This is a genomic window from Palleronia pontilimi, assembly GCF_016412875.1.
Taxonomy (GTDB): Bacteria; Pseudomonadota; Alphaproteobacteria; order Rhodobacterales; family Rhodobacteraceae; genus Palleronia; species Palleronia pontilimi.
On sequence record NZ_JAEKPD010000007.1, the window covers coordinates 22,530 to 41,694 of the forward strand.

Here is a 19,165-nt window from a genome sequence, read left to right on the forward strand (position 1 = left end):
TTCAGCCGTCGCGAGCCAGGCGGCTTCGGCGCGCAGGTGTTCCCGCGCGCCGAAGGTCTTGAACGGCATCATAGGAGGAAATGATAACCGATACCGAAACGCGGACCCCCGCACCCACTGGCAAGACGCCCTCAGTCCCCGTCCATGAACGCGCCTGGGCACCGTTCTGGTCTTTGCGTAATGAAAACGACGGCTTGTTCGATAACTTCTTCGGCGATGGATGCGGCGTCTCCGCACCCCGGCGACCCCGCTCCGGTGTCGCCGCGTCGCGTCCCCTGGCGACCGTTCCGACGCTCGACGTGATCGACAAGGAAAACGAGGTCAAGCTGATCGCCGATCTGCCGGGCATGACCGAAAAGGACATCAACGTGGAAGTCACGGACAGCCTGCTGACCATCAGCGGAGAGAAGCATGAGGAGATCGAGGAAGGCGACGAAGAGGGCCAACGCTAAGTCTCGGAACGTCGATTCGGCAGCATCATGCGCCAGGTTTCCCTGCCCGACGGCATCGACCAGGACAAGATCGACGTTTCGTTCAAGAACGGGGTGCTGACGGTGCACCTGCCGAAAAAGCCCGAAGCGCAGCATCCCGCTCGAAAGATCGAGGTCAAGTCCGCCGCATAGGCAAGTTGGCGCGACGTGCCACGGTGATCCAGATCTGTCCCAGAACAAGCGGTCTCACGCTTGCGATCGCCGCCAGCGTGAGACCGGCTTGCCCGGGGGGCGCGAGCTTCAGCAGCCCGGAGAGTCCCGGCAGCCAGAGAGCCAGCGCGATAAGCGCCAGGCACACCACGATTGCGCCCCAGACATGCTTGTTGCGCGACACGTCGTTCAGGATCGGCCCCAGCCCCGGGTCGCGCAGGTTGAACACGTTCCAGAGATGGCCCAGCGACAGGGTCAGGAAGGCCACGGTAAGGGCTGCGCCGTTGTCCAGATCCAGCCAGTGGAGCGCGAGGGCAAAGGCCCCGAAAATCGCGATGGTCAGGATCGCCCCGAGCACGGCCGTCTGGATCCAGCCGTCGCGACTGACGATCGCCTCGTCCGGGTCGCGGGGGGCGTCGTTCAGCACTGTTTCGCTTCCGGGCCCGAGGCCAAGGGCCAGGGCAGGAAAGACCCCGTCACGACGTTGAGATACAGGATTTGCAAAGGCAAAAGTGGCGTCGGGAGACCCGCGCCGACGGCCAGGCCCACGACCAGGATCTGACTGACATTGCACGACATCATGTAGATGGCGAAGTTGCGGATATTGCCGAAGATCACCCGGCCTTCGCGCATGGCCGCGACGATCGTGGGAAACCGGTCATCCTGTAGGACCATCCGTGCGGCTTCCTTGGCCACCTCGGTTCCGCGCTGACCCATGGCGATCCCGATATCCGCCTTTTTGAGCGCCGGTGCATCGTTCACGCCGTCCCCCGTCATCGCCACCACTTGACCGGCCTTCTGAAAGAGCGAAACGAGCGTCAGCTTGGTTTCGGGCGCCACGCGAGCGAAGACATCGGTCTGCATTACCTGGGCAAGATCGTCCTCTGACATCGTCTCGACATCCAGCTTGCCCAGGTCGGGGCCTTCCAGCACCTTCAATTCGCCGTCACCAAGGCCCGCCTTCTTCGCGATCGTTCTGGCGGTATCGGCGTGGTCGCCCGTCAGCATGACGACTCGCACCCAGGCGTTCTGACGGGCGGCGATCGCTTCGGGCACGTCGTCGCGGATCGGGTCGATAAGGCAGACCAGACCGATGAGATCCAGATCATCGTAAGGGTCCGTTTCGCCATCGGACACGCGCTTCTGGGCAAGCGCCAAGACCCGCAGGCCGTCCTGCGCCGCATTTGCATTTCGGTCCAACCAACTTGACCGGGTGTCGTCATCGAGCTGACCGGTCTCTCCACAACTCTTCAGAACGCGCGAACACGCCTGCAAATCCTCTTCGGGCGCGCCTTTGACGGCGACGAGGTAGGCGCCATCGTCCTCGTGCACGGTTGCCATCATCTTCACGTCGGGGTCGAACGCGTGCTCGCGTATCTCGGGAAGGTCGGACACGAGGTCTTCCTGCGCCAACGACGCCGTCTTCGCCACGGCGAGCAGGGCGATCTCCATGGGATCGCCTGCATGGTCCCGGTCGGTTTCGTCACCGGTCTCGGCGGCGGAACACAGCGCCCCGATCCGCAGCGCCGCGGCGAGACGCGTGTCTTCATCCGGCGAGACCGGGTCGCCAGCCGTGTTGCGAAATCCATGATCGCCGTCGGCATCGACCTCGACCTCTGCGTCTTCGAAGATGTACTTGGCGACCGTCATCCGGTTTTCGGTCAGCGTTCCGGTCTTGTCGGTCAGGATCACGGTCGTGGCGCCCAGGGTCTCGACGGAAGACAATTGCGTGATCAGCGCGTTGCGGGCGCTCATGCGCCACATGCCGCGGGCCAGGCTGAGCGTCGCAACGATGGGCAGCCCTTCGGGCACCGATGCCACGGCCAGCGCGACGCCGGTCTGGATCATTGCCATGATGTCCGATCCGCGCAGGATCCCGGCGCCGATCGCAAGGGCGGCCAGGCCCAGCGACAGCCAGACAAGGCGGTGACCAAGACGGTCAAGGCGCTGTTCGAGCGGCGTGACATCGGCTTCGGCGCTTTGCGCCAGATAGCTGATGCGCCCGATCTCGGTGTCCATTCCGGTGGCGACGACCAGGCCTTCGCCGGACCCCTGGGTGACCGCGGTGCCCTTGAAGGCCATGTCGGCCCGGTCGCCGACCGCGGTGTCCTTTGCGACGGGCTCGGTCGCCTTTTCGACCGGTGTGGATTCACCCGTCAGGACCGCTTCGTCCATCTGCAATTTGGCCGCTTCGATCAGCCGGAGATCCGCTGTCACCATGTCGCCGACCTCGAGCACCACGATGTCGCCGGGGACGATATCGCGCGCGTCGATCATCCTGCTTTCGCCGCCGCGGCGCACACGGGTGCGCACGTCGGCGATCTGCATCAACGCTTCCATCGACCGGGCGGCGCGAAGCTCGGTGAAAAAGCCGATCCCGGCGTTGACGAGCAGCAGCGCGACGATCGCGACGCCCTCGGCGAATTCTCCGAAGACAAAGGAAAGACCGGCGGCGAATGTCAGAAGCCAGACGATGGCGCTCTGGAACAGGTTGCCCAGGATGGCCAGAAGGCTCTTGCGTTTCTGCCGTCGCAGCCTGTTGGCGCAATAAGATCCGAGCCGCGCTTCGGCTTCGCCGGGATCAAGGCCGTTGTCCGCGTCCGTCTTGAGCTTCCGGATCACGTCCTCGACGGAAAGGGAAAAGGGGTGTTCGAGACTATGGTCCGGCACGACGGCCATCCTCGGCGGCGGATGCCCATCGGCCTCTCAGCCGCCAGGGGAACGGAACCGATTGCACCACCCCTTGCCCCGCTTTCCCACGGAGCGGGATCGCCATGTGCGGCCGGATGCGTCGTCCTGCGCCCGTCTGTGGCGACGCTTTCTCGCAGTTGGACGTGGCGCCTTCGCGGTCATGCAGCGCCATTTGGCGGATCCTTGGCTTCGATGTCTTCGCACAGACAGGCTTCTGCCATGGCTTCTTGGCCGGTGTAGAAGAACCGCATGTCGGCACGGGCGAATGGCGCCGACAGCTTGGTGCCCCACTCTTCAAGGCCGCTTTCGCCGACAACGGCAATCCGGCCCAAATTGCGCCGGTGCTTGACGTCGAACTTCAGCTCGCGCCACAGCGCGTCGATCTCCCATCCCCGGAAATCCTCAAGGCGCACCATCATTCGAAACGGTCCGGAAGACAGCTCCATGGCATGTTCCAGCTCGGGAATTGCGTGCGCGTAGTCCCGTTCGCACAGAACCCCCGACGCCCCGATGATCGTGAAGTTCCGATCCCTGTCGTGCTCGACGCTGATCATGGCTCGCCTCCGACATATTCACTCCCGCGTCTTGGACATGCTGTTGGGATCATCGGTCCGACCGCTGGTGCGGGCGATACGCGTCCCTTATGGTGGTGCCCCCCTCTCTCAGCCAAAACGCTTCCTGGCCTTCTTCACCGCGGCTCCCAGGTCGTCCCAGGCCCTTTCGACGCCCTTCTTGAGGTCTTTCCAGGCCTCGCCGCTGGCGTCGTCCAGCTCCATCAGCTTCGCGCGCGCGTCTTGCTGCTGTTCGCGCAGGTTTCGCACCTGCTCGTCGTATTCCTGGCGGGCATCGGCGCTGGCTTCGGCCGCCTTGTTCTGCAGCTTGTCGATCTCGGCGCGCCATTGATCCAGGCGGGCCTCGAGCTTCCGGCGGTATGCGTTCTTTTCGTCCATGGCGTTGTTTCCTTCTGATACCGAAGGGGGTTTTCCCGTTCGAGTGGCGTAGATCACACCGGCGTGGCGTGCCCTGTCTTGGCGGCGGATTTCGCCTGCCGGGCGGCTTTTTCGACGCCTTCCTTGCCGGCTTCCAACTCGGCTTTCGTGACCTTGCCCGCGCAGCGCGCGCACAGATCGACCCAGAGCTGCACGTCCTCGGCAAGGCGCTGGACCGAGCCTTGTTGCCACGCCACGATGGCCTGCGTGACGGCGCCGGGATCGACACCGTCGCTGTGCATCTCGCGGACGGTATCGAAGGCTGTCCTCGTGGCTTCGTGGCGCCGTTCGAACCAGTCCTGCGCGAAGGCCTCGATCTCGTTCAGGACGTCGTCCTGTGCTTCGCGAATATGATCCATCAGCGGGCCGATCATCGGATTGACGCCGAGCATTCCGCGCGCGCGCTTCATCGGATCGCTGGCCTTCTTCGATGATTCTGCTGCCATCGACTTGCCCCCAGGGTTGGTGTCGTCAGGCGGCATGATCGACGGCGAAATCGCCCGCCGCATTGACTTCGGTCAACCGGGCAAGGCATTTGGGCGCCCGAAACAATCTGCCTGCGCGCAAATCATTGTAATGATTTTGGAAACGGGTCCCGCGCCGCGCTGCAACGGCGTGTCAAAGAGGTCTGGGACGTCCTTCACCCGCGCAGCCATGCGATCCGGGATTGATGCCGATCAATCGGTCAAGCCCCACGGCGTTCATACCCTGAGCCCGTCAGAGCGGAGGCGTCGCCTTCGATTTCACCGCGATGGGCAGGCCGATGGTCCGCATCGCTGCGAAGAAAGATGGTGCGTTTAGATGTAACCATCACGGGAAAGTCCGCAACCGCGCGCTGCCACGGGGCGGAGTGCCGGAAGGCAGATCATACCGGCAGAACAAGGATGAAGCGTTGGACAGTATTAGCGATACCGTGCCGGAGCTGCCGCTTTCTGGGATGGTGCAGAAGGGAACGGTCGCCCACAGGGAATTGAGCGCCCTGATCGCCGCGCACCGGTTCAGTCGTCCCGCCGCCGCAATCCTGAAACTCGAAGGTGAGATCAGCACCTCCTCCTATTTCCTGATCTCGGGATGGATGGCCCTGTCGAAGACAACGGAAGACGGCAGCCGCCAGATCATCGACATCGTGCTGCCCGGCGAAATCCTCGGCCCCTGGGCCGCCGACGCCAAGGCGCGCGCCGTCCAGATCGAAGCGCTTTGCCCTGTGAAATACGCGGCGATCCCCCGCGAGAAGTGGCTGAAGTTGCGCCAGACTCACATCAAAATCAGAGCGGCGGTCGACCGCATGATCGCGGCCGCGCTGTCACGTCTGTCCGAGCGCATGTTGCGGTTGGGTAAGGGCAGCGCGGAAAGCATCATCGCGTTCGCACTGTTCGAGTTGTGTCTCAGGTCGACGCGGGGCGGCGTCGCAGGTGGCGAGGCGTTCCATATCCCGATGACCCAGCAGCAATTGGGGGATTTCTGCGGCCTCTCGGCTGTCCATGTCTGTCGCACCCTGCGCCGGTTCGAGCGCAACGGCTTTCTCGCCGTGGCCAATCACATGGACATCACGCTGAGGGACGTCGATGCGCTGGCCGAAATCGCCGGGATCGACCCCGATACGCTGCAGCAGGAGATCATTCCGGCGGCCTGACCGGGAAGCTTCGCCGACATGGCGCGCGCGCTTCGCTGATTTCCCCAAGCGCCTGTCCGGCCAGCACTTCCGACACGTTCTCGGCGATGTCGCCGAGCGACAACAGGCCCACAAGCCTGTCGGACCGGTCCACGACCAGAACGCGCTTGATCTGCCGGTTGCCCATCATGGCCGCTGCGTCGCTGACATCCTGATCCGCGAAGCATGAGATCGGGTTGGGCGACATGGCGTCGCGCAGCGGCGCCTGGCCAGCATCCTTGCCCCGCGCGATGACCCGGACGATGATATCGCGGTCGGTTGCGATGCCGACGGGACGATTCCTTTCGGTGACCACGATCGCGCCGACGGCAAATTCCTGCATCAGGGCCGAGGCCTTGCGCACCGTCGTGTCCGGCGCGGCGGAAATGATCGGCGACGACATGACCTTGCGCACCTGCACCCCTGCGGATTCTGGTTGGTTCAGGAACATCGCTTGCTCGGGCTCCGGTTCTGACGGCCAAACGCTCTTTTCGACGCGACGATGCGTGTTCAACAAACCCGGTTTCGGCGGATTATCCGCGCCTTCCGACGAGATGCCTTAACTTCGGTAAAGGATGCTGCCGATCAATAGCGCCACGGCAAATTCGGTCCGCGGGCATGACGCAGATCGGCGCGCGGGCGCACGATCAGGCATTCAGCGCGATAGGCCCGGTCAGGCGCTTGCAAAGCAGTTCGGCGTCCGAGACGTGCCCTAACCGCCGAACCCCGTCCGGACGCCGGTCCCGCCGAAGCCGCCGCGCGAGGCGGCGGTGGCGCGGGTCATCGGTGTCTTGCCGACCGTCGAGGTGGGGCGCGCGAACTGGGCCGTGCTCAGCTTCGCCGCTCCGCGGTTGGTCGAGAACGTGCTGGTGCGCGCGGCGTTGGTGAACCGCCCGTCCGACGTCTTGTAAAGCGGTTGCGCCGCGGACAAGCCCGCGCGTCCGCTCATCATGTTGCCGATCAGGTAGCCCGCCAGAAGCGGCATGAAGATGTTGCCGGACCCGCCCTGCGTCGCCGCGGCTTCGCTGCCGCAGGCGCCTTCGCCGTGCTGGTCTTCGCAGACCTGCAGGCTGTCGTAGCGGGGGGCGGCTTCCACGTGCAGGGTTTCGGCCTGCGCGAACGCCGTTTGGCAATCCTCGACCGTGAAGAGCCCGCCCTGCGTCGCCTCGTCCGTGCAGCTTTGCAGATCGGGGAACGCGGCCGCGTCCACCTGCTCTTGGCGGCAACCCGCAAGGGAAAAGGCCGCGGCGCCGACGATCGCGATGGCAACTCGTCTGGATCGTTTGGTCATGACACTGGTGCTTTCTGCCCGGATGGCTGTGGTTCGTTCGATTTACGCGATGATATAGTGAGGCTTGAAGCGGGACAAATCCTGCGTGATGCGGGACCGGTCCTCGCGGATGCCGATGCCCGCGCAAGCCTGCCCGATGATCCACGCGCCGACCACCGGGCGGAACCCGTCGAATTCCGGCAGGGGCGCGTAGGCCTGGATGATGTGGGGGTGGTGGGCGTAGTCGGTATTCGTCGACTGCTCGATCACCTCGCCCGACTTGTGGATCGAGACCGACGCGCCTTCGCGCGACAGAATCGGCTTGCGGACGTGGCCCGCTTCCAGCTGCGCCTCGGCGCGCGCCAAGGCCGCCGACGGCGCGCTGCGACCGGTCCGGACATCCGCGATGTCCGCGTCGAAGAAGGCGGGCAGCAGGTTTGGGTGGCCCTCGAACATCTGCCAGAGCACGGGCAACAGGCCCTTGTTGGACAGGAGCGCCTTCCACGCAGGCTCAAGGAACAAACACCCCGACCCGGCGATGTGGTCGGCATAGTCGTCCCGCAGCAGGTCTTCCCACGGATAGAGCTTGAACAGCACCGCGATGCGGCGATCTTCGTCATCCAGGAACTGGCCGTCGTCGCTGAGCGCGATCTTGTCGAGGTCGCAGTAATGCGCCCCGAGCCCGGCTTCGCGCGCGGCCCAGCCCATGGCTTCGACCGTTCCGTAATCTTCGGGGTTGTTCGCCACGGCGGTGAAGTGCAGGTCGCTCGCCGTCTCGAACACCTCGCCGAAGCGCGCGACCAGCGCTTCGTGGATCCCGTTAAACTGGTCGCTTCCCTCGTCCAGCACGCCCGCTGCCAACTGGTCCTCGAGCCACTGCCACTGGAACGCCGCGCTTTCGTAAAGCGAGGTCGGCGTGTCGGCGTTGTATTCCAGAAGCTTGGCGGGACCCTGGCCGTCAAAGGCGAAGTCAAACCGCCCGTAGATCTCCGGGTCCGCGCACTTCCAGCTGTCGGCGATGAGGTCGCGATGCGCTTCGGGGATCGCCAGCCGGTCCAGCAGGCTTTCGTCGCCGATGATATTCGCGACGGCCTCGCGGCACATGGCGTGCAGCGCGGTGGCGGGGTCTTCCAACCCGGTTTCGATCTGCTCGAGCGTAAATGCGTAAGCCGAGGTTTCGTCCCAGTAGGGCTCGCCATGCATGTCGGCGAAGGTGAACCCGACCTCTTGGGCATGGTCGCGCCAATGGGGCCGTTCGGGCAGAGTGATCTTTTGCATGTGGCGGCTCCCGATCCTGCCAATTGCATCTAGGTGGTTTTGATTTCCGCTGCCAGACACGCTTTGTCGCGGGTGTCCGCAGGTGGGGTCAGTGCCGGTCGCGCGGCGCAGGCCGACCCTACCTGCCCGCGGCCAGCAGGTCGTCGCGCAACCCATCGAGCGCGGCGCGGTCCAACAGGCGACCACCGGCCACCACGGCGTATGGATTGCGCAACGTCCGAAGGTCCTGCAGCGGGTTGGCGTCGACCAGCGCCAGGTCGGCGCGATGTCCCGCCGCGAGCGTGCCGTCCTGGTCGGCGATGCCGAAGAAGCGGGGCGGCGCGACCGTGGCGGTGAAAAGCGCCTCGCGCGGGGACAGGCCAGCCGCGACGTAGAGATCCAGCTCGTCCAGCAGCGAAAACCCGTGGAACAGGTAGGGGTTCGCGAAAGAGGCGTCCGATGACGCAAGGATCGGCACACCGGCCGCGTGCGCCATCGCGAAGGTCCGCCGGTCGAGCGCGATGCTGTCCTGCGCCAGCGATCGAAGCTCATCGGTCATGGCGTCGAGCCGGAAATCGGGTTGCGTCCAGGCGTCGCGTGTCTCCGCCGGGATCATCTTCATCCGCGGGGCATCCGGGGCGGGCAGGGTGCCGGTGTAGAAATCCGCGACGACCAGGGTCGGGCTTACGTGCAGTCCAGCCTCGGCCATCTGCGCAAGCGTCTCGTCGCACAGCTGCTGGTCCCAGGTCTCGAGGATGATCCGGTTGCGTTTGGCCATGACCGCAAGGATGGCCTGTTGATCCGCACCCGCGTCCATCGCGCGGCGCAGGTCGTCCAGCATCCGCTCCTCGGCCGTCGCGCAGGCCATGGTGACGCGTCCGAAATGCTCCATCCCGTCCTGTCCCGCCGAAATGGCCGTCTTCAGCGCCACGCGCTCGGGGATGTGCCCGACCAGCGGAAGACCTGCCTTGGTCGCGGCTTCGGCAAGGGCGAGATAGGTCCGCTGATCCAGCATCGAGTAGGATTTGACGGCGGCCCAGCCCTGCTGGGCGATCCGGTCCACGACGGCGCGTGCCTCGTCCGGCGTGTCGGCAAGGAACATGCCGGGCCAGGACCCGGGCGCGGCGTCGACCCATGCGCCCGACAGGACCAGGCGCGGCCCGAGCACGTCGCCGCTTTCGATCCGCGCTTGCAGCGCCTTCTGCGCGGCAAAGGGCCAAAGGCCGCCCATGTCCCGGATGCCCGTCACCCCGTTGAGCAGGTAAAGCGCAAGGGCCGTGTCGGGCTCGGTCGGCGTCGAGAAGACATGCACGTGGCTGTCCCACAGACCTGGGATCAGGTAGCGCCCCCCGCCATCGAGCCGCGGGACGCTGTCCGGCGCCGTCACGTCGGGTCCGATGGCGGCGATGGTCGCGCCCTCGATCAGGACATCCTGTCCCTCGGTCAACGTGCCGGTCGCCACATCGACCAGCGTGACGTCGGTCAGAAGGGCGTCGGCTGTCGCGGGGACCGGAGAGCTGATTGTGAAAACCGCAGCGGCGCACAGGCTTCGAATGTGTTGCATGGGATGCTCCATCGTTCAGCGGGCTTCGTAATGGGTCAGGCGCAGGTGGCCGTAGCGGAACGGGCCCTCGGGCAGGTGCCATATCGCGTCGCCTTCGCTGGCCAGCCGCCAGCCGCCGAAGTCACGGTAATCGCCCAGGGGCGTCGTCCAGCGCAGGATGCGCAAGCTGCCGTCCTTGTCCAACATGCCGCGGTCCTCGGACACGAAGTCGATCAATTCGTCCGCGTCGTTGAAGATCAGCTCGGCCGAAACGGTATTGGGGCCAAGCGTGAAGTAGACAGCGGCGCGACGGTCGTCGATCTCGGTCCAGGTCAGGCGGGGATCGGTCAGGCGCGAGGGGGCGAAAAAGGCAAGATCGTTCAGGATCGTGACCGTCTCGGTGCGCGTCAGATCCGGTCCGCCAAGATCCACGACGTCGAACAAACCGCCAAGGCGGACCCGCATGGTCGCTTCGCCCCGGTCGAAATGGTGAAGCACCTTGACTGGCAGACCTTTCATGCGGGTCGACATCAGGAACAGGCGCGTGGGCCAGTCGAAACGCTCGTATTGCACCACAGGCCCGGTCATGCCGACAGCACCGGGCGCCGCGAACATGGTGCCGTCGAAACGCATGACGATTTCCGTGACGACGGGTCGGCCGACCGAGCCTGTCAGCGCCAGGTACCGCCGGACGGGCGGTGGCAGATGCGCGATGGCGTCTTCCGTCAGCGTGGCTTCCTTGGCAAGCGGTTGTGCCGACGCCTCGGCCCGCAGCGCTTCGAACCTGCGCGACAGGTCCGTCGCCCGGATATGGGCCGTGACCCCAGCGGCGAGAACGGCGAAGATCGCGAGGCCCCAGATCATCGGTCGTCACCCGATTTCCGCACGTCCGGTTCACGCGACACCGGCGCAAACCGCTGCGCAATGCAAGCAAAGGCGCGGCGGTCCGTCATCGGGGCAACTTGCCGGAACGGGCCGGGCGGACCGTCACGCCAGCACCTCGCCCACGGGCCGCCGAAGCGACATGGGCATGGCGTTCGCGCGTCCGAAGCGGATCACCAGGTCGGGCCGCGCGCCGGGCATCCCTATCCACGCGGCGAAATCCGGGCGCAGTGCCAGGTGCTCTGTCGGCTGGTTGACATGCGCGTTGCGGATGCCCAGCGCGGTCGCCTGCAACGAGAAGCGCTCGAAGCTGCGACCGACCTTGATCCAATGGGCGGGGTCGTCGCGGTCCCCCACGAACACGGCAATCCCGGCGGACGAGCGGATCTGGTCGGCATATTTCCGGTTCTCGGCGTCCTTCCTGAAGAATGCGCGGAACAGGTGCGGGCCGAGCCAATCCGGCGTGACCGGATTGCCGGAACAGGCCGAAAAGAGCCCGTCGCCTTTCGCCACCGCCTGCCGCGGACTGAAGCGGATCCAGTCGAGCAATTCCTGGACGAAGGCGGGATCATCCATCTGTGCGCTGTTGCCCGCGACGACGAAATCCAGGACTTCATCGCGCTGGGCCGCGTCGGTGAAGAACAGGACCGACACGCCGTCCTGCCGGGCCGCGGCTTCGAGCAGCCGAATCTCCGCCGCCGGGATCGGCTGCCCGTCATAGACGCAGCGCGTGGACTGCCGCAGGGGAATCGCCCCGTAAAGCGGCCCCGGCGCGGGTTTCGTGGCCGACAGCGCGATGTCGATCCGTGTCTCTGGACCGTCGGCAATCGCGACATCGGCCCCGCGACCGGCCGCGGCGGCGGCAATGACCAGGTTCTCGGCCGCGCAGCCAAGGCTCACGTAAAGGTGGTGGTCGTCCGGATCGACGACAGCGGTCCGGCGGCCCAGGTCGGGCAGGATGCCGATGCGCTGATCTTCCAGCCGAAACCGCCACGGCTGGGTGTTGTGCCCGTTGGCCGCAAGCGTCGCCATGCGGACCAGGTCGCCAAGCTCGGGATCGGCCGACAGAAGCCGCCGCTGGCGCTCGACCTCGTCGCGATAAGCGTCCATGCGTGGCCAGATCCCGTAGCCGATCCCGCCGATTGCAGCGAGCGACAGGCCAGCCCCGATGAGTGTTCTGCGTGACATGGGCACCATTTTTCATTTCCGACGAAAGGGTCGGCGGCCAAGGTGAGCCGATCAGCGACACCCGCATTGATCGAAAGCAATCGCGCAGCCGGATTGGCGAAATTTGGCCCTGACTGACGATGCACCCCGGTCCTTGCGCCGGGCATTCAATTCGCGGTCCCGCTCGAAAAGCCTCGGAGAGATGCAAATGGCGCGGGGGAGCGGGGCTTTCGCCAACACGCTCCGATTATTCTGCGGCGGTCGCGACCGGTGCGGCCGAAGGGAAAGAATAATCAGACATCTGCGATCACTTTCCATGCTCCGCGGCGCATTCCGAAGATTTTTCCGGAGTCGGGTGCAGATCCCTGTCCATTCTGCCGGATGCTGCGCACGGCACCGATCCCGGCTTCCGCGTAAGCCATCGAATAAGTCGGCACGACCCACGGAAAAGCACCGCCGGTCACCGCAGTATCGGGGCGGGAATGCCCCAATTCCAAGCCCTTTCGAAGATTTCGCCGCCCAAGGTCTCCGATACTGTCCGCGGTTCAGCCGACTTGCCGCAACGCTGAATTAACCCGCAGGGCCTATCACCGGTCGATAGCTTAGAGGCGTGTGATGTCAGTCCATATTTCCGAGGTAAGCTACTCCAGCGGGGTGTCCACGGACTTCGTGGAAATCGCGGCCGATAACGGTACGGACCTGTCCGGCTATTCGATCTACGTCTACACGGACGGCGGATTGGTCCTGGAAGGCCCTTATTCCCTGGGCAACGTGCAAGCCACGATCGCGGGCACCGATGTTTACGTGCTGGACGACGAAACACCCGACTTTGGCGGCATCACGAAGTCCTATGGCGTCGCCCTGGTGGACGGTTCGGGCGATGTCGTCCAGTTCATCTCGTTCGATGGCAACACGATCACGGCGAGCGAGGGCCCCGCAAACGGGCAGAGCAGCACCAACATCGGGGCCGCGACCCTCGGTCGAAGCCTGCAATCGGACGACGGCGGCAATTCGTACTACACGCAGGATGCACCCAACAGGGGCACCGTGCCCTGCTATGCCGCCGGAACGCTGATCGACACGCTGGGCGGCGCTGTCCCGATCGAGACACTGAAGCCCGGCGATCTGGTCTTGACGCGCGACCGTGGCCCGCGACCGATCCTGTGGACGCGCAGCGAAGACTATCCGTTGGAAAACACCGCACGGTACGATCGGCCCGTGCTGATCAAGGCGGGCGCCGTGGGGCCGAACCTGCCCGCGCGGGATATGGTCGTCTCGCCGCAGCACCGGGTGCTTGTCGGCAGTGGCGGCCAGTTCGAAACGATCTTCGACGAAGAGGCGCTCGCCCCCGCCAAGGCGCTGGTGGGCCTGCTGGGGATCCGGCACATGATGGGGAAGAAGTCGATCAGGTGGATCCATTTCGCCTGCGCGCGACACGAAGTCGTGCGCGCCAACGGGTGCTGGGCCGAAACGCTTCTGCTAGGGCGGATGGTGGTCGATTGCCTGACCCCGCACGAGCGCCGCGCCCTTCGTGCCCTGTTCCCGAAGTCGGGCGTGGGGCACGCCTGGAATGGCAGATCGGTGCGCCCGTGCCTGTCGGTGGGCGATGCGCGCCGGGCGATCGCGGAGATCAAGCCCGACCTACCCATATTTGCCTGAAGAGGTCGGGCCTGTTCTTCGGAGCAGACTTTCGGTCGGATCGCAGCGAAAGCCCGGTTGCCTGGCCGTCCCTCGGTTCGGATGACGCTGCAGTAGCGAACGACAGCGAGGTGGTCCGTGACGCAGCGAGTGGTGTCTAAGCCTGACCGGCCCGTAGCGGGGTTTTTCTGCTACGCGATCCGTCCCGCTCCCCAGGATTTGGTCAAGGTAGCGATCAGCGACGTCCCGGCGGTGTGCTCCGGTGCAGCCAACTCGGATCGTGCAACCCCGTTTCGAGCGTCCACGCTACTTCGGCGTTCCACCCATGCGGCGTCTCTTGGCCCTTTCCCGGTAAAGCGCAGCGGGCGTGACGCCGATCGCGTCGGCGACTTCGGCCCAGCCGCCGGGCCCGGGTGGCCCCTGCAGCGCCAGCCAGGCGTCGAGCCGGTCGGAAAGGCGCTTCATGCGCAGGATCTCGACACGCGCGCGCTGCGCCCGCACCTCCGTCGCCGATGCCGCAAACAAGGCCATAAGCGTGTCGGGGTGGCCCGCAAGCGCCGCCAGAAACGCGCCCTTCCGGATGCGGCGCAGCTCCGCATCCGTACGGACGACGGCATCGCAGTGATAGCGCTCGGCGAAGAGCGACGCCTCGGCAAGAAGCGCGCCGCCCTCGGCGATCTGCAGCGTCAGCGTTGCGCCTTCGGACAGGACGCGCCTGAGCGCGACGGCACCGGACTGCACGAAAATGACGTCGCGGACCCGGTCGCCGCAATGGAAGACGGGCTTTCCCGTGCCGAGACGGGCGACGGGCGCGGCGGCGAAGAGCGCGGCAAGATCGGACATGATCGCGATCATATGCCGGGATTGCCAGCATGGGTAGGGTGATCGCGACACAGAAACAGGAGCTTTGCATGATCCGTCTCGCCGCCGCCTCGACCCTTGCCGTTGCCCTTGCCCTGCCGACGGCACCTTATGCCCAGAATGCCGTCCACAGCGAAGGGATGATCCACGGAGCCCCTTCCGCGACCCTGCGCGAGCCCGGCCAAGGTGCCTTCGCAGCCCTTTCCGAAGTCGTCCGCGTGCTGGAAGCGGACCCGAAGACCGACTGGCCGCGCGTCGACCTGGACGGTTTGCGGGCCCATCTGGTCGATATGGACCTGCTGGCGACAGAAGCTGTCGCCGAGACCACCGAGATCGCGGGCGGCCTTACGGCGCGTGCGACCGGCGGGCCAGAGGTCCTGGCGGCGCTGAGCCGCATGGTCCCGGCTCATGCAGATCAGCTGCGCGGCCAGACCGACTGGACCGTCTCGGCCAAGGTGGGCGACGACCATGTCGCGCTGACCGTCACCAGCGACGATCCCGGCACGACCGCTCGGATCAGGGCGCTTGGCTTCTTCGGGCTCATGGCAAGCCAGGATCACCACCGGATGCACCATCTGTCGATCGCCCGCGGCGAGATGCCCCACGGCGGGTGATCCGGTTGTGGGACGCGGCTGGCATCGCTATCTTTCCGCACGATGAAGCTATTTCTCTCTGCCCTTCTGTCCCTGGCGCTGCTGTTCGTCGCCAGCCTGGACGCGGCCCACGCCGCGCCGCAGGGCAGCGCCGTGGCGATGACCGAGATGCCGCACGATGACCATGGCACGTCGGAAATGTCCTGCTGCGACGGTCTGTCGAGCCGCGCGGCCCCCTGCCTGGGGGACGTCTTTGCCGAGACGCCCGATGCGGCACCGGCCACATCGGCGCCGACGCGGCTTCGGCTCGCACCGGCGGCGACGGTGATGGCGGTCCAGCACCTGCCCGAGACGCCCATCGGTCCCCCGAAAGCCTGACGGCGCCATATCCGTCAGACAGCGCGCAACATCGCGCCTTTCCATTCGTTCAAGGACCACACCCATGACCAACCGTCGAAACTTTCTCTTTGGCCTCGGGGGCTTTGCCCTTGTGGCTGCCACCGGGCCCGTTCGCGCCGCCGCGCCGACCGCCCTGCATGTCCTGTCCACGCCCGGCTGCGGCTGCTGCCATGCCTGGGCCGACCTGGCGCGGGCGCTCGGCTACGCCGTCACCGTCGAGGACCTGAGCGACCCGGACGCGCAGAAGGCGGCGCTGGGCGTGCCCGCGGACCTCGTGTCCTGCCATACGGTCAAGGGCGATGGCTACGTCTTCGAGGGCCACGTGCCCTTCGAGGCGGTGGAGGCGGTCTTGCGCGACCGGCCCGACATCACCGGTCTGGCCGTGCCCGGCATGCCCATGGGCTCGCCCGGCATGGGCGACGACCCCACCGCGCGGTTCGACGTGATCGCCTTCGGCGGCGCGGCGGGTGCGGGGGCGGTCTTCTACCGCGCGGGCACGCCGCGGCCCTTCGCCGTCTGAGCCATGCACCGTCGGCCCATGGCCCTGGCCGGTCGCGCCCGCGTGGCGGGATCGGTCGTGATGCCGTGCGCCCCGGTCGGCGCGGGTCCTGAGAACCTGCGCCGGGCGGCGCGCTACGGGGCGCGTCCGCGTCCGGCCCGCGTCGGCGCCGCGATCCTGCGTGCCCCGGTCGCGACCGGGACAATCGAGACGCTGCCCGCCCATACCTGACGGACCACCACGATGCTGCTGCCCCTGTTCCTTGGTGTCGCGTTCGCGCTTCTGGCCATCGCATTGTTTCACCTGAGCGGCATGTCCCGCGACAGGGCCGCGGGGCCCGTGACGCTGGTGGCAATCGCGCTGTTCTACCCGGTCTTCGCGGTCGAGAACGGGGACCTGGTCCAGGTCCTGTTCCACGCCGCCATCGCGTCGCTTTTCACCGGGATCGCGATCTTGGGATACCGGACGCGGTTCGTCTGGATCGGGCTCGGGCTGATCGGCCATGGGGTGTTCGACGCCATCGCCCATGCCAGCCTCGACGGACCGGCGCCCGACTGGTGGGGGCCGTTCTGTATCGGGGTCGATGTGGTGCTCGGGGCCTGGCTGCTCACAATCCGCCCGGAACAATTCCGAGGGGGCAGTCGCTAACCCAGTCGAAACCCGAATTAGGCGAGCAACATGACGCAGAGCTTTCTCGACACCTGGCATTCCGCCGCAACGACCACGCTTGGCCTGTTCTGGACGGCGTTCTGGGCCTTCGGGCTCGGCTACCTGATCTCGTCCATGATCCAGGTCTTCGTCACCCGCCAGACCATGCAGGAGAAAATGGGAGAGGCCGGTCCGCGTTCGGTCGCCATGGGCACGTTCTTCGGCTTCGTCAGCTCGTCTTGCAGCTTCGCGGCGCTGTCGGGGACGCGGGCGCTGTTTGCAAAGGGGGCGGGTCTGGTGCCGTCGCTGGCCTTCCTGCTCGCGTCGACCAACCTGGTGGTCGAGCTTGGCATCATCATCGCGATCTTCCTGGGCTGGCAATTCGTCGTCGGCGAATACGTGGGCGGATTGCTCCTGATCGGGCTGATGTGGCTCGTCATCCGGCTGACGCGCCCCATCGCCCCGATCGACGAGGCGCGGCGCAAGGCGCAGGAAAGCCAGGGAGACGACGACGAGGCCGAGGGATCGGACGCCTCGTGGCGCGACAAGCTGAGCTCGCGCGACAGCTGGGCCATGGTCGCGCAGCGTTACGTCATGGAATGGATGATGGTCTGGAAGGACGTGACCGTAGGTTTCACCGTCGCGGGCATCATCGCCGCCTTTGTCCCGCGTTCCTTCTTCGAATGGCTGTTCATCGGCGGCGACGATCCGAATTTCTTCGAGCTGCTGGCGCAGGCGCTGGTCGGCCCGGTGGCGGCGTTCTTCACCTTCATCGGGTCCATGGGCAACATCCCCCTGGCCGCCGTGCTCTATGGCAACGGCGTCGCCTTCGCGGGCATCATGGCGTTCATCTTCTCGGACCTGGTGGTGATCCCGGTGCTGCGGGTCAACGCCCAGTATTACGGATGGAGAATGGCGCTGTATATCCTGGGCGTCTTCCTGGTCGTGCTCGTGGCGACGGCGATGATCCTGCATTACGGCTTCGCGGCCTTCGGCCTGTTGCCGTCGGCCGAGCAGGTGCGAACGGTGACGGACCGCGAATTCTTCGCCATCGACTACACGTTCTGGCTGAACCTGCTTTTCGGCGCGCTGTGCCTCGGGTTCCTGGCCTGGAAGATCGCCCGCTCGGGCTGGAGCTTCGCCATCGGTGCGGGCGTGGTGGAAAAGGCGCTCTTCGTCCTTGCCATCCTGTCCTACGCCTGGCTTGCCATCGGACTTGCCGTCGGCGGGTGACGCCGTGACCGGCACGTCACCCGCGGGCGGAAGGCCCGATCAGCTTGCCGCCGCCAGCGACTTCTTCGGATCGAAGAACGGGATCGGGACCACCGTGCAGGCGCGAGTCTCGCTCAGCTTGTCGACGGTCAGTTCGGTGCCCGGCTCGGCCTGGTCCGACGCGATCATGGCCAGCGCGATGTTCTTTTCCAGTCGCGGTGAATAGATCGCGGACGTGACCGTGCCCACCTGTTTGCCGTCGGCCAGGATCGGCCAGAAGAAATCGTTCGAGCCCACGAAAGGCTCGCCCTCGATCTCGACGCCCACGAGCTTTTGCTTCACGCCCTTCTCGCTGATCCGGCGCAGCGCGTCCTTGCTGACGAAATCCGCCTCCATGTCCAGATCGACCAGGCGCCCGAGCCCCAGCTCGTAGGGGTTGTTGGCCAGGTTCATGTCGGCGTGGTAGGACAGCATCCCCGCCTCGATCCGGCGGATGCTCGAGGTGTGGCCGGGCTTCAGGCCCAGGGGCGCGCCCACCTTCATCAGGTGTTCCCACAGCCGGTCGCCCGCGCTGCTGTCGCGCAGGAAGATCTCGTATCCCAGCTCGCTCGACCAGCCGGTGCGCGAGATGATGAGCGGCACGCCGTCCCAGTCGTATTCCATGAACCGGTAGTATTTCAGATCGGGCGGCCCTTCGCCGAAAGCCGCGCGCAACACGTCGCGGGACTTGGGGCCCTGCAATTGCAGCGGCGAGACATCGGGTTCCGAGATCTCGACATCCATGCCGGAATTGACCGCAAGACCGCGGGCCCAGAGCAGCACGTCGCTGTCGGCGATGGACAGCCAGAAATGGTCTTCCGCCAGCTTCAGCAGGATCGGGTCGTTGATGATGCCGCCGTGCTGATCGGTGATCAGGATATACTTGCACTGGCCGACCTCGGTTTTCGACAGGTCGCGGCAGCTGAGATACTGGGTGAACTTCGCGGCGTCAGGGCCCTTGATCTCGACCTGGCGTTCCACCGACACGTCGCACAGGATCGCGTCGTTGACGAGGTTCCAGAAGTTCTGGGCCGGGTCGCCGAAATCGCGCGGGATATACATGTGGTTATAGACCGAGAAGCCCTTGGCCCCCCAACGCAGCGCCGCATCCGAGTAGGGCGACTTGCGCACCTGCGTGCCGAAGCTGAACTGGGCGAATTCGAGTTCGTGTGCCATTTTCCAGTG

The 19,165-nt window shown here is 65.7% G+C and carries 21 protein-coding genes and 1 pseudogene; 9 read left to right on the forward strand and 13 right to left on the reverse strand.

The features are described from left to right. Positions 1 to 80 precede the first annotated feature (80 nt). A pseudogene (locus tag ILP92_RS18695) lies at positions 81 to 623 on the forward strand (Hsp20/alpha crystallin family protein). Here ILP92_RS18695 and ILP92_RS18455 read toward each other — a convergent pair. The 5 genes from ILP92_RS18455 to ILP92_RS07235 all read right to left on the reverse strand — a co-directional run bounded on the left by ILP92_RS18455 (position 607) and on the right by ILP92_RS07235 (position 4,767). Beyond that, a complete protein-coding gene (locus ILP92_RS18455) occupies positions 607 to 1,068 on the reverse strand; it encodes a cation transporting ATPase C-terminal domain-containing protein (protein ID WP_368667852.1) in 462 nt (153 codons plus the stop codon). The pseudogene ILP92_RS18695 and the gene ILP92_RS18455 sit on opposite strands and share 17 nt — an antisense overlap. Then, complete coding sequence (locus tag ILP92_RS07215; RefSeq protein ID WP_368667853.1) at positions 1,062 to 3,311, reverse strand: cation-translocating P-type ATPase; 2,250 nt, start codon at positions 3,309 to 3,311, stop codon at positions 1,062 to 1,064. Before ILP92_RS07215 ends, ILP92_RS18455 begins: the two co-directional genes overlap by 7 nt. A gap of 179 nt (positions 3,312 to 3,490) precedes the next feature. Continuing rightward, complete coding sequence (locus ILP92_RS07225; RefSeq protein ID WP_198915710.1) at positions 3,491 to 3,886, reverse strand: SpoIIAA family protein; 396 nt, start codon at positions 3,884 to 3,886, stop codon at positions 3,491 to 3,493. Between the two features lie 108 nt (positions 3,887 to 3,994). Beyond that, complete coding sequence (locus ILP92_RS07230) at positions 3,995 to 4,282, reverse strand: sll1863 family stress response protein (RefSeq protein ID WP_198915711.1); 288 nt, start codon at positions 4,280 to 4,282, stop codon at positions 3,995 to 3,997. 53 nt (positions 4,283 to 4,335) lie between these two features. Next, a complete protein-coding gene (locus tag ILP92_RS07235) occupies positions 4,336 to 4,767 on the reverse strand; it encodes a hypothetical protein (RefSeq protein WP_198915712.1) in 432 nt (143 codons plus the stop codon). A gap of 317 nt (positions 4,768 to 5,084) precedes the next feature. On the opposite strand from ILP92_RS07235, the gene ILP92_RS07240 reads away from it, so the two are divergent. Further along, positions 5,085 to 5,954, forward strand: coding sequence for a Crp/Fnr family transcriptional regulator (locus ILP92_RS07240; protein ID WP_198915713.1), 870 nt, complete (start codon positions 5,085 to 5,087; stop codon positions 5,952 to 5,954). On the opposite strand, the gene ILP92_RS07245 is transcribed toward ILP92_RS07240, so the two are convergent. The 6 genes from ILP92_RS07245 to ILP92_RS07270 all read right to left on the reverse strand — a co-directional run bounded on the left by ILP92_RS07245 (position 5,938) and on the right by ILP92_RS07270 (position 12,112). Then, positions 5,938 to 6,423, reverse strand: a complete 486-nt coding sequence (locus ILP92_RS07245) for a CBS domain-containing protein (RefSeq protein WP_198915714.1) — start codon at positions 6,421 to 6,423, stop codon at positions 5,938 to 5,940. The two genes, ILP92_RS07240 and ILP92_RS07245, sit on opposite strands and share 17 nt — an antisense overlap. A gap of 261 nt (positions 6,424 to 6,684) precedes the next feature. Further along, entirely contained in the window at positions 6,685 to 7,263 is a 579-nt protein-coding gene (locus ILP92_RS07250; protein WP_198915715.1) for a DUF1190 domain-containing protein, read from the reverse strand. A 42-nt stretch (positions 7,264 to 7,305) separates the two neighbouring features. Then, positions 7,306 to 8,520 (reverse strand): glutathionylspermidine synthase family protein, encoded by a 1,215-nt coding sequence (locus tag ILP92_RS07255; RefSeq protein ID WP_198915716.1) that lies wholly within the window; start codon positions 8,518 to 8,520, stop codon positions 7,306 to 7,308. Positions 8,521 to 8,638: 118 nt separating this feature from the next. Beyond that, positions 8,639 to 10,063, reverse strand: coding sequence for an amidohydrolase family protein (locus ILP92_RS07260; RefSeq protein ID WP_198915717.1), 1,425 nt, complete (start codon positions 10,061 to 10,063; stop codon positions 8,639 to 8,641). A 15-nt stretch (positions 10,064 to 10,078) separates the two neighbouring features. Next, positions 10,079 to 10,906: a DUF6544 family protein gene (locus ILP92_RS07265; RefSeq protein WP_198915718.1), complete on the reverse strand. Its 828-nt coding sequence runs from the start codon at positions 10,904 to 10,906 to the stop codon at positions 10,079 to 10,081. A 123-nt stretch (positions 10,907 to 11,029) separates the two neighbouring features. Then, positions 11,030 to 12,112, reverse strand: a complete 1,083-nt coding sequence (locus tag ILP92_RS07270) for an Acg family FMN-binding oxidoreductase (protein WP_235971217.1) — start codon at positions 12,110 to 12,112, stop codon at positions 11,030 to 11,032. A 594-nt stretch (positions 12,113 to 12,706) separates the two neighbouring features. Here ILP92_RS07270 and ILP92_RS07275 point away from each other — a divergent pair. Then, positions 12,707 to 13,750 carry a Hint domain-containing protein gene (locus ILP92_RS07275; RefSeq protein ID WP_198915720.1) on the forward strand — a complete coding sequence of 348 codons (1,044 nt, stop codon included), beginning with the start codon at positions 12,707 to 12,709 and terminating at the stop codon, positions 13,748 to 13,750. Positions 13,751 to 14,035: 285 nt separating this feature from the next. Here ILP92_RS07275 and ILP92_RS07280 read toward each other — a convergent pair whose 3' ends face one another. Continuing rightward, positions 14,036 to 14,572: a Crp/Fnr family transcriptional regulator gene (locus ILP92_RS07280; protein WP_198915721.1), complete on the reverse strand. Its 537-nt coding sequence runs from the start codon at positions 14,570 to 14,572 to the stop codon at positions 14,036 to 14,038. 68 nt (positions 14,573 to 14,640) lie between these two features. On the opposite strand from ILP92_RS07280, the gene ILP92_RS07285 reads away from it, so the two are divergent. From ILP92_RS07285 to ILP92_RS07310, 6 genes are all read left to right on the forward strand, one after another. After that, positions 14,641 to 15,204, forward strand: a complete 564-nt coding sequence (locus ILP92_RS07285; protein ID WP_198915722.1) for a hypothetical protein — start codon at positions 14,641 to 14,643, stop codon at positions 15,202 to 15,204. 42 nt (positions 15,205 to 15,246) lie between these two features. Continuing rightward, a complete protein-coding gene (locus ILP92_RS07290) occupies positions 15,247 to 15,561 on the forward strand; it encodes a hypothetical protein (protein WP_198915723.1) in 315 nt (104 codons plus the stop codon). A 64-nt stretch (positions 15,562 to 15,625) separates the two neighbouring features. Next, positions 15,626 to 16,102: a DUF411 domain-containing protein gene (locus ILP92_RS07295; RefSeq protein WP_198915724.1), complete on the forward strand. Its 477-nt coding sequence runs from the start codon at positions 15,626 to 15,628 to the stop codon at positions 16,100 to 16,102. Positions 16,103 to 16,120: 18 nt separating this feature from the next. After that, positions 16,121 to 16,312 (forward strand): hypothetical protein, encoded by a 192-nt coding sequence (locus ILP92_RS07300; RefSeq protein WP_198915725.1) that lies wholly within the window; start codon positions 16,121 to 16,123, stop codon positions 16,310 to 16,312. A 12-nt stretch (positions 16,313 to 16,324) separates the two neighbouring features. Then, positions 16,325 to 16,729 (forward strand): hypothetical protein, encoded by a 405-nt coding sequence (locus tag ILP92_RS07305; protein WP_198915726.1) that lies wholly within the window; start codon positions 16,325 to 16,327, stop codon positions 16,727 to 16,729. A gap of 30 nt (positions 16,730 to 16,759) precedes the next feature. Beyond that, positions 16,760 to 17,962: a permease gene (locus ILP92_RS07310; RefSeq protein ID WP_198915727.1), complete on the forward strand. Its 1,203-nt coding sequence runs from the start codon at positions 16,760 to 16,762 to the stop codon at positions 17,960 to 17,962. A gap of 39 nt (positions 17,963 to 18,001) precedes the next feature. Here the strand turns inward: ILP92_RS07310 and ILP92_RS07315 are convergent, their stop codons facing one another. Beyond that, positions 18,002 to 19,156, reverse strand: a complete 1,155-nt coding sequence (locus ILP92_RS07315) for a glycine cleavage T C-terminal barrel domain-containing protein (protein ID WP_198915728.1) — start codon at positions 19,154 to 19,156, stop codon at positions 18,002 to 18,004. Between the last annotated feature and the right edge of the window lie 9 nt (positions 19,157 to 19,165).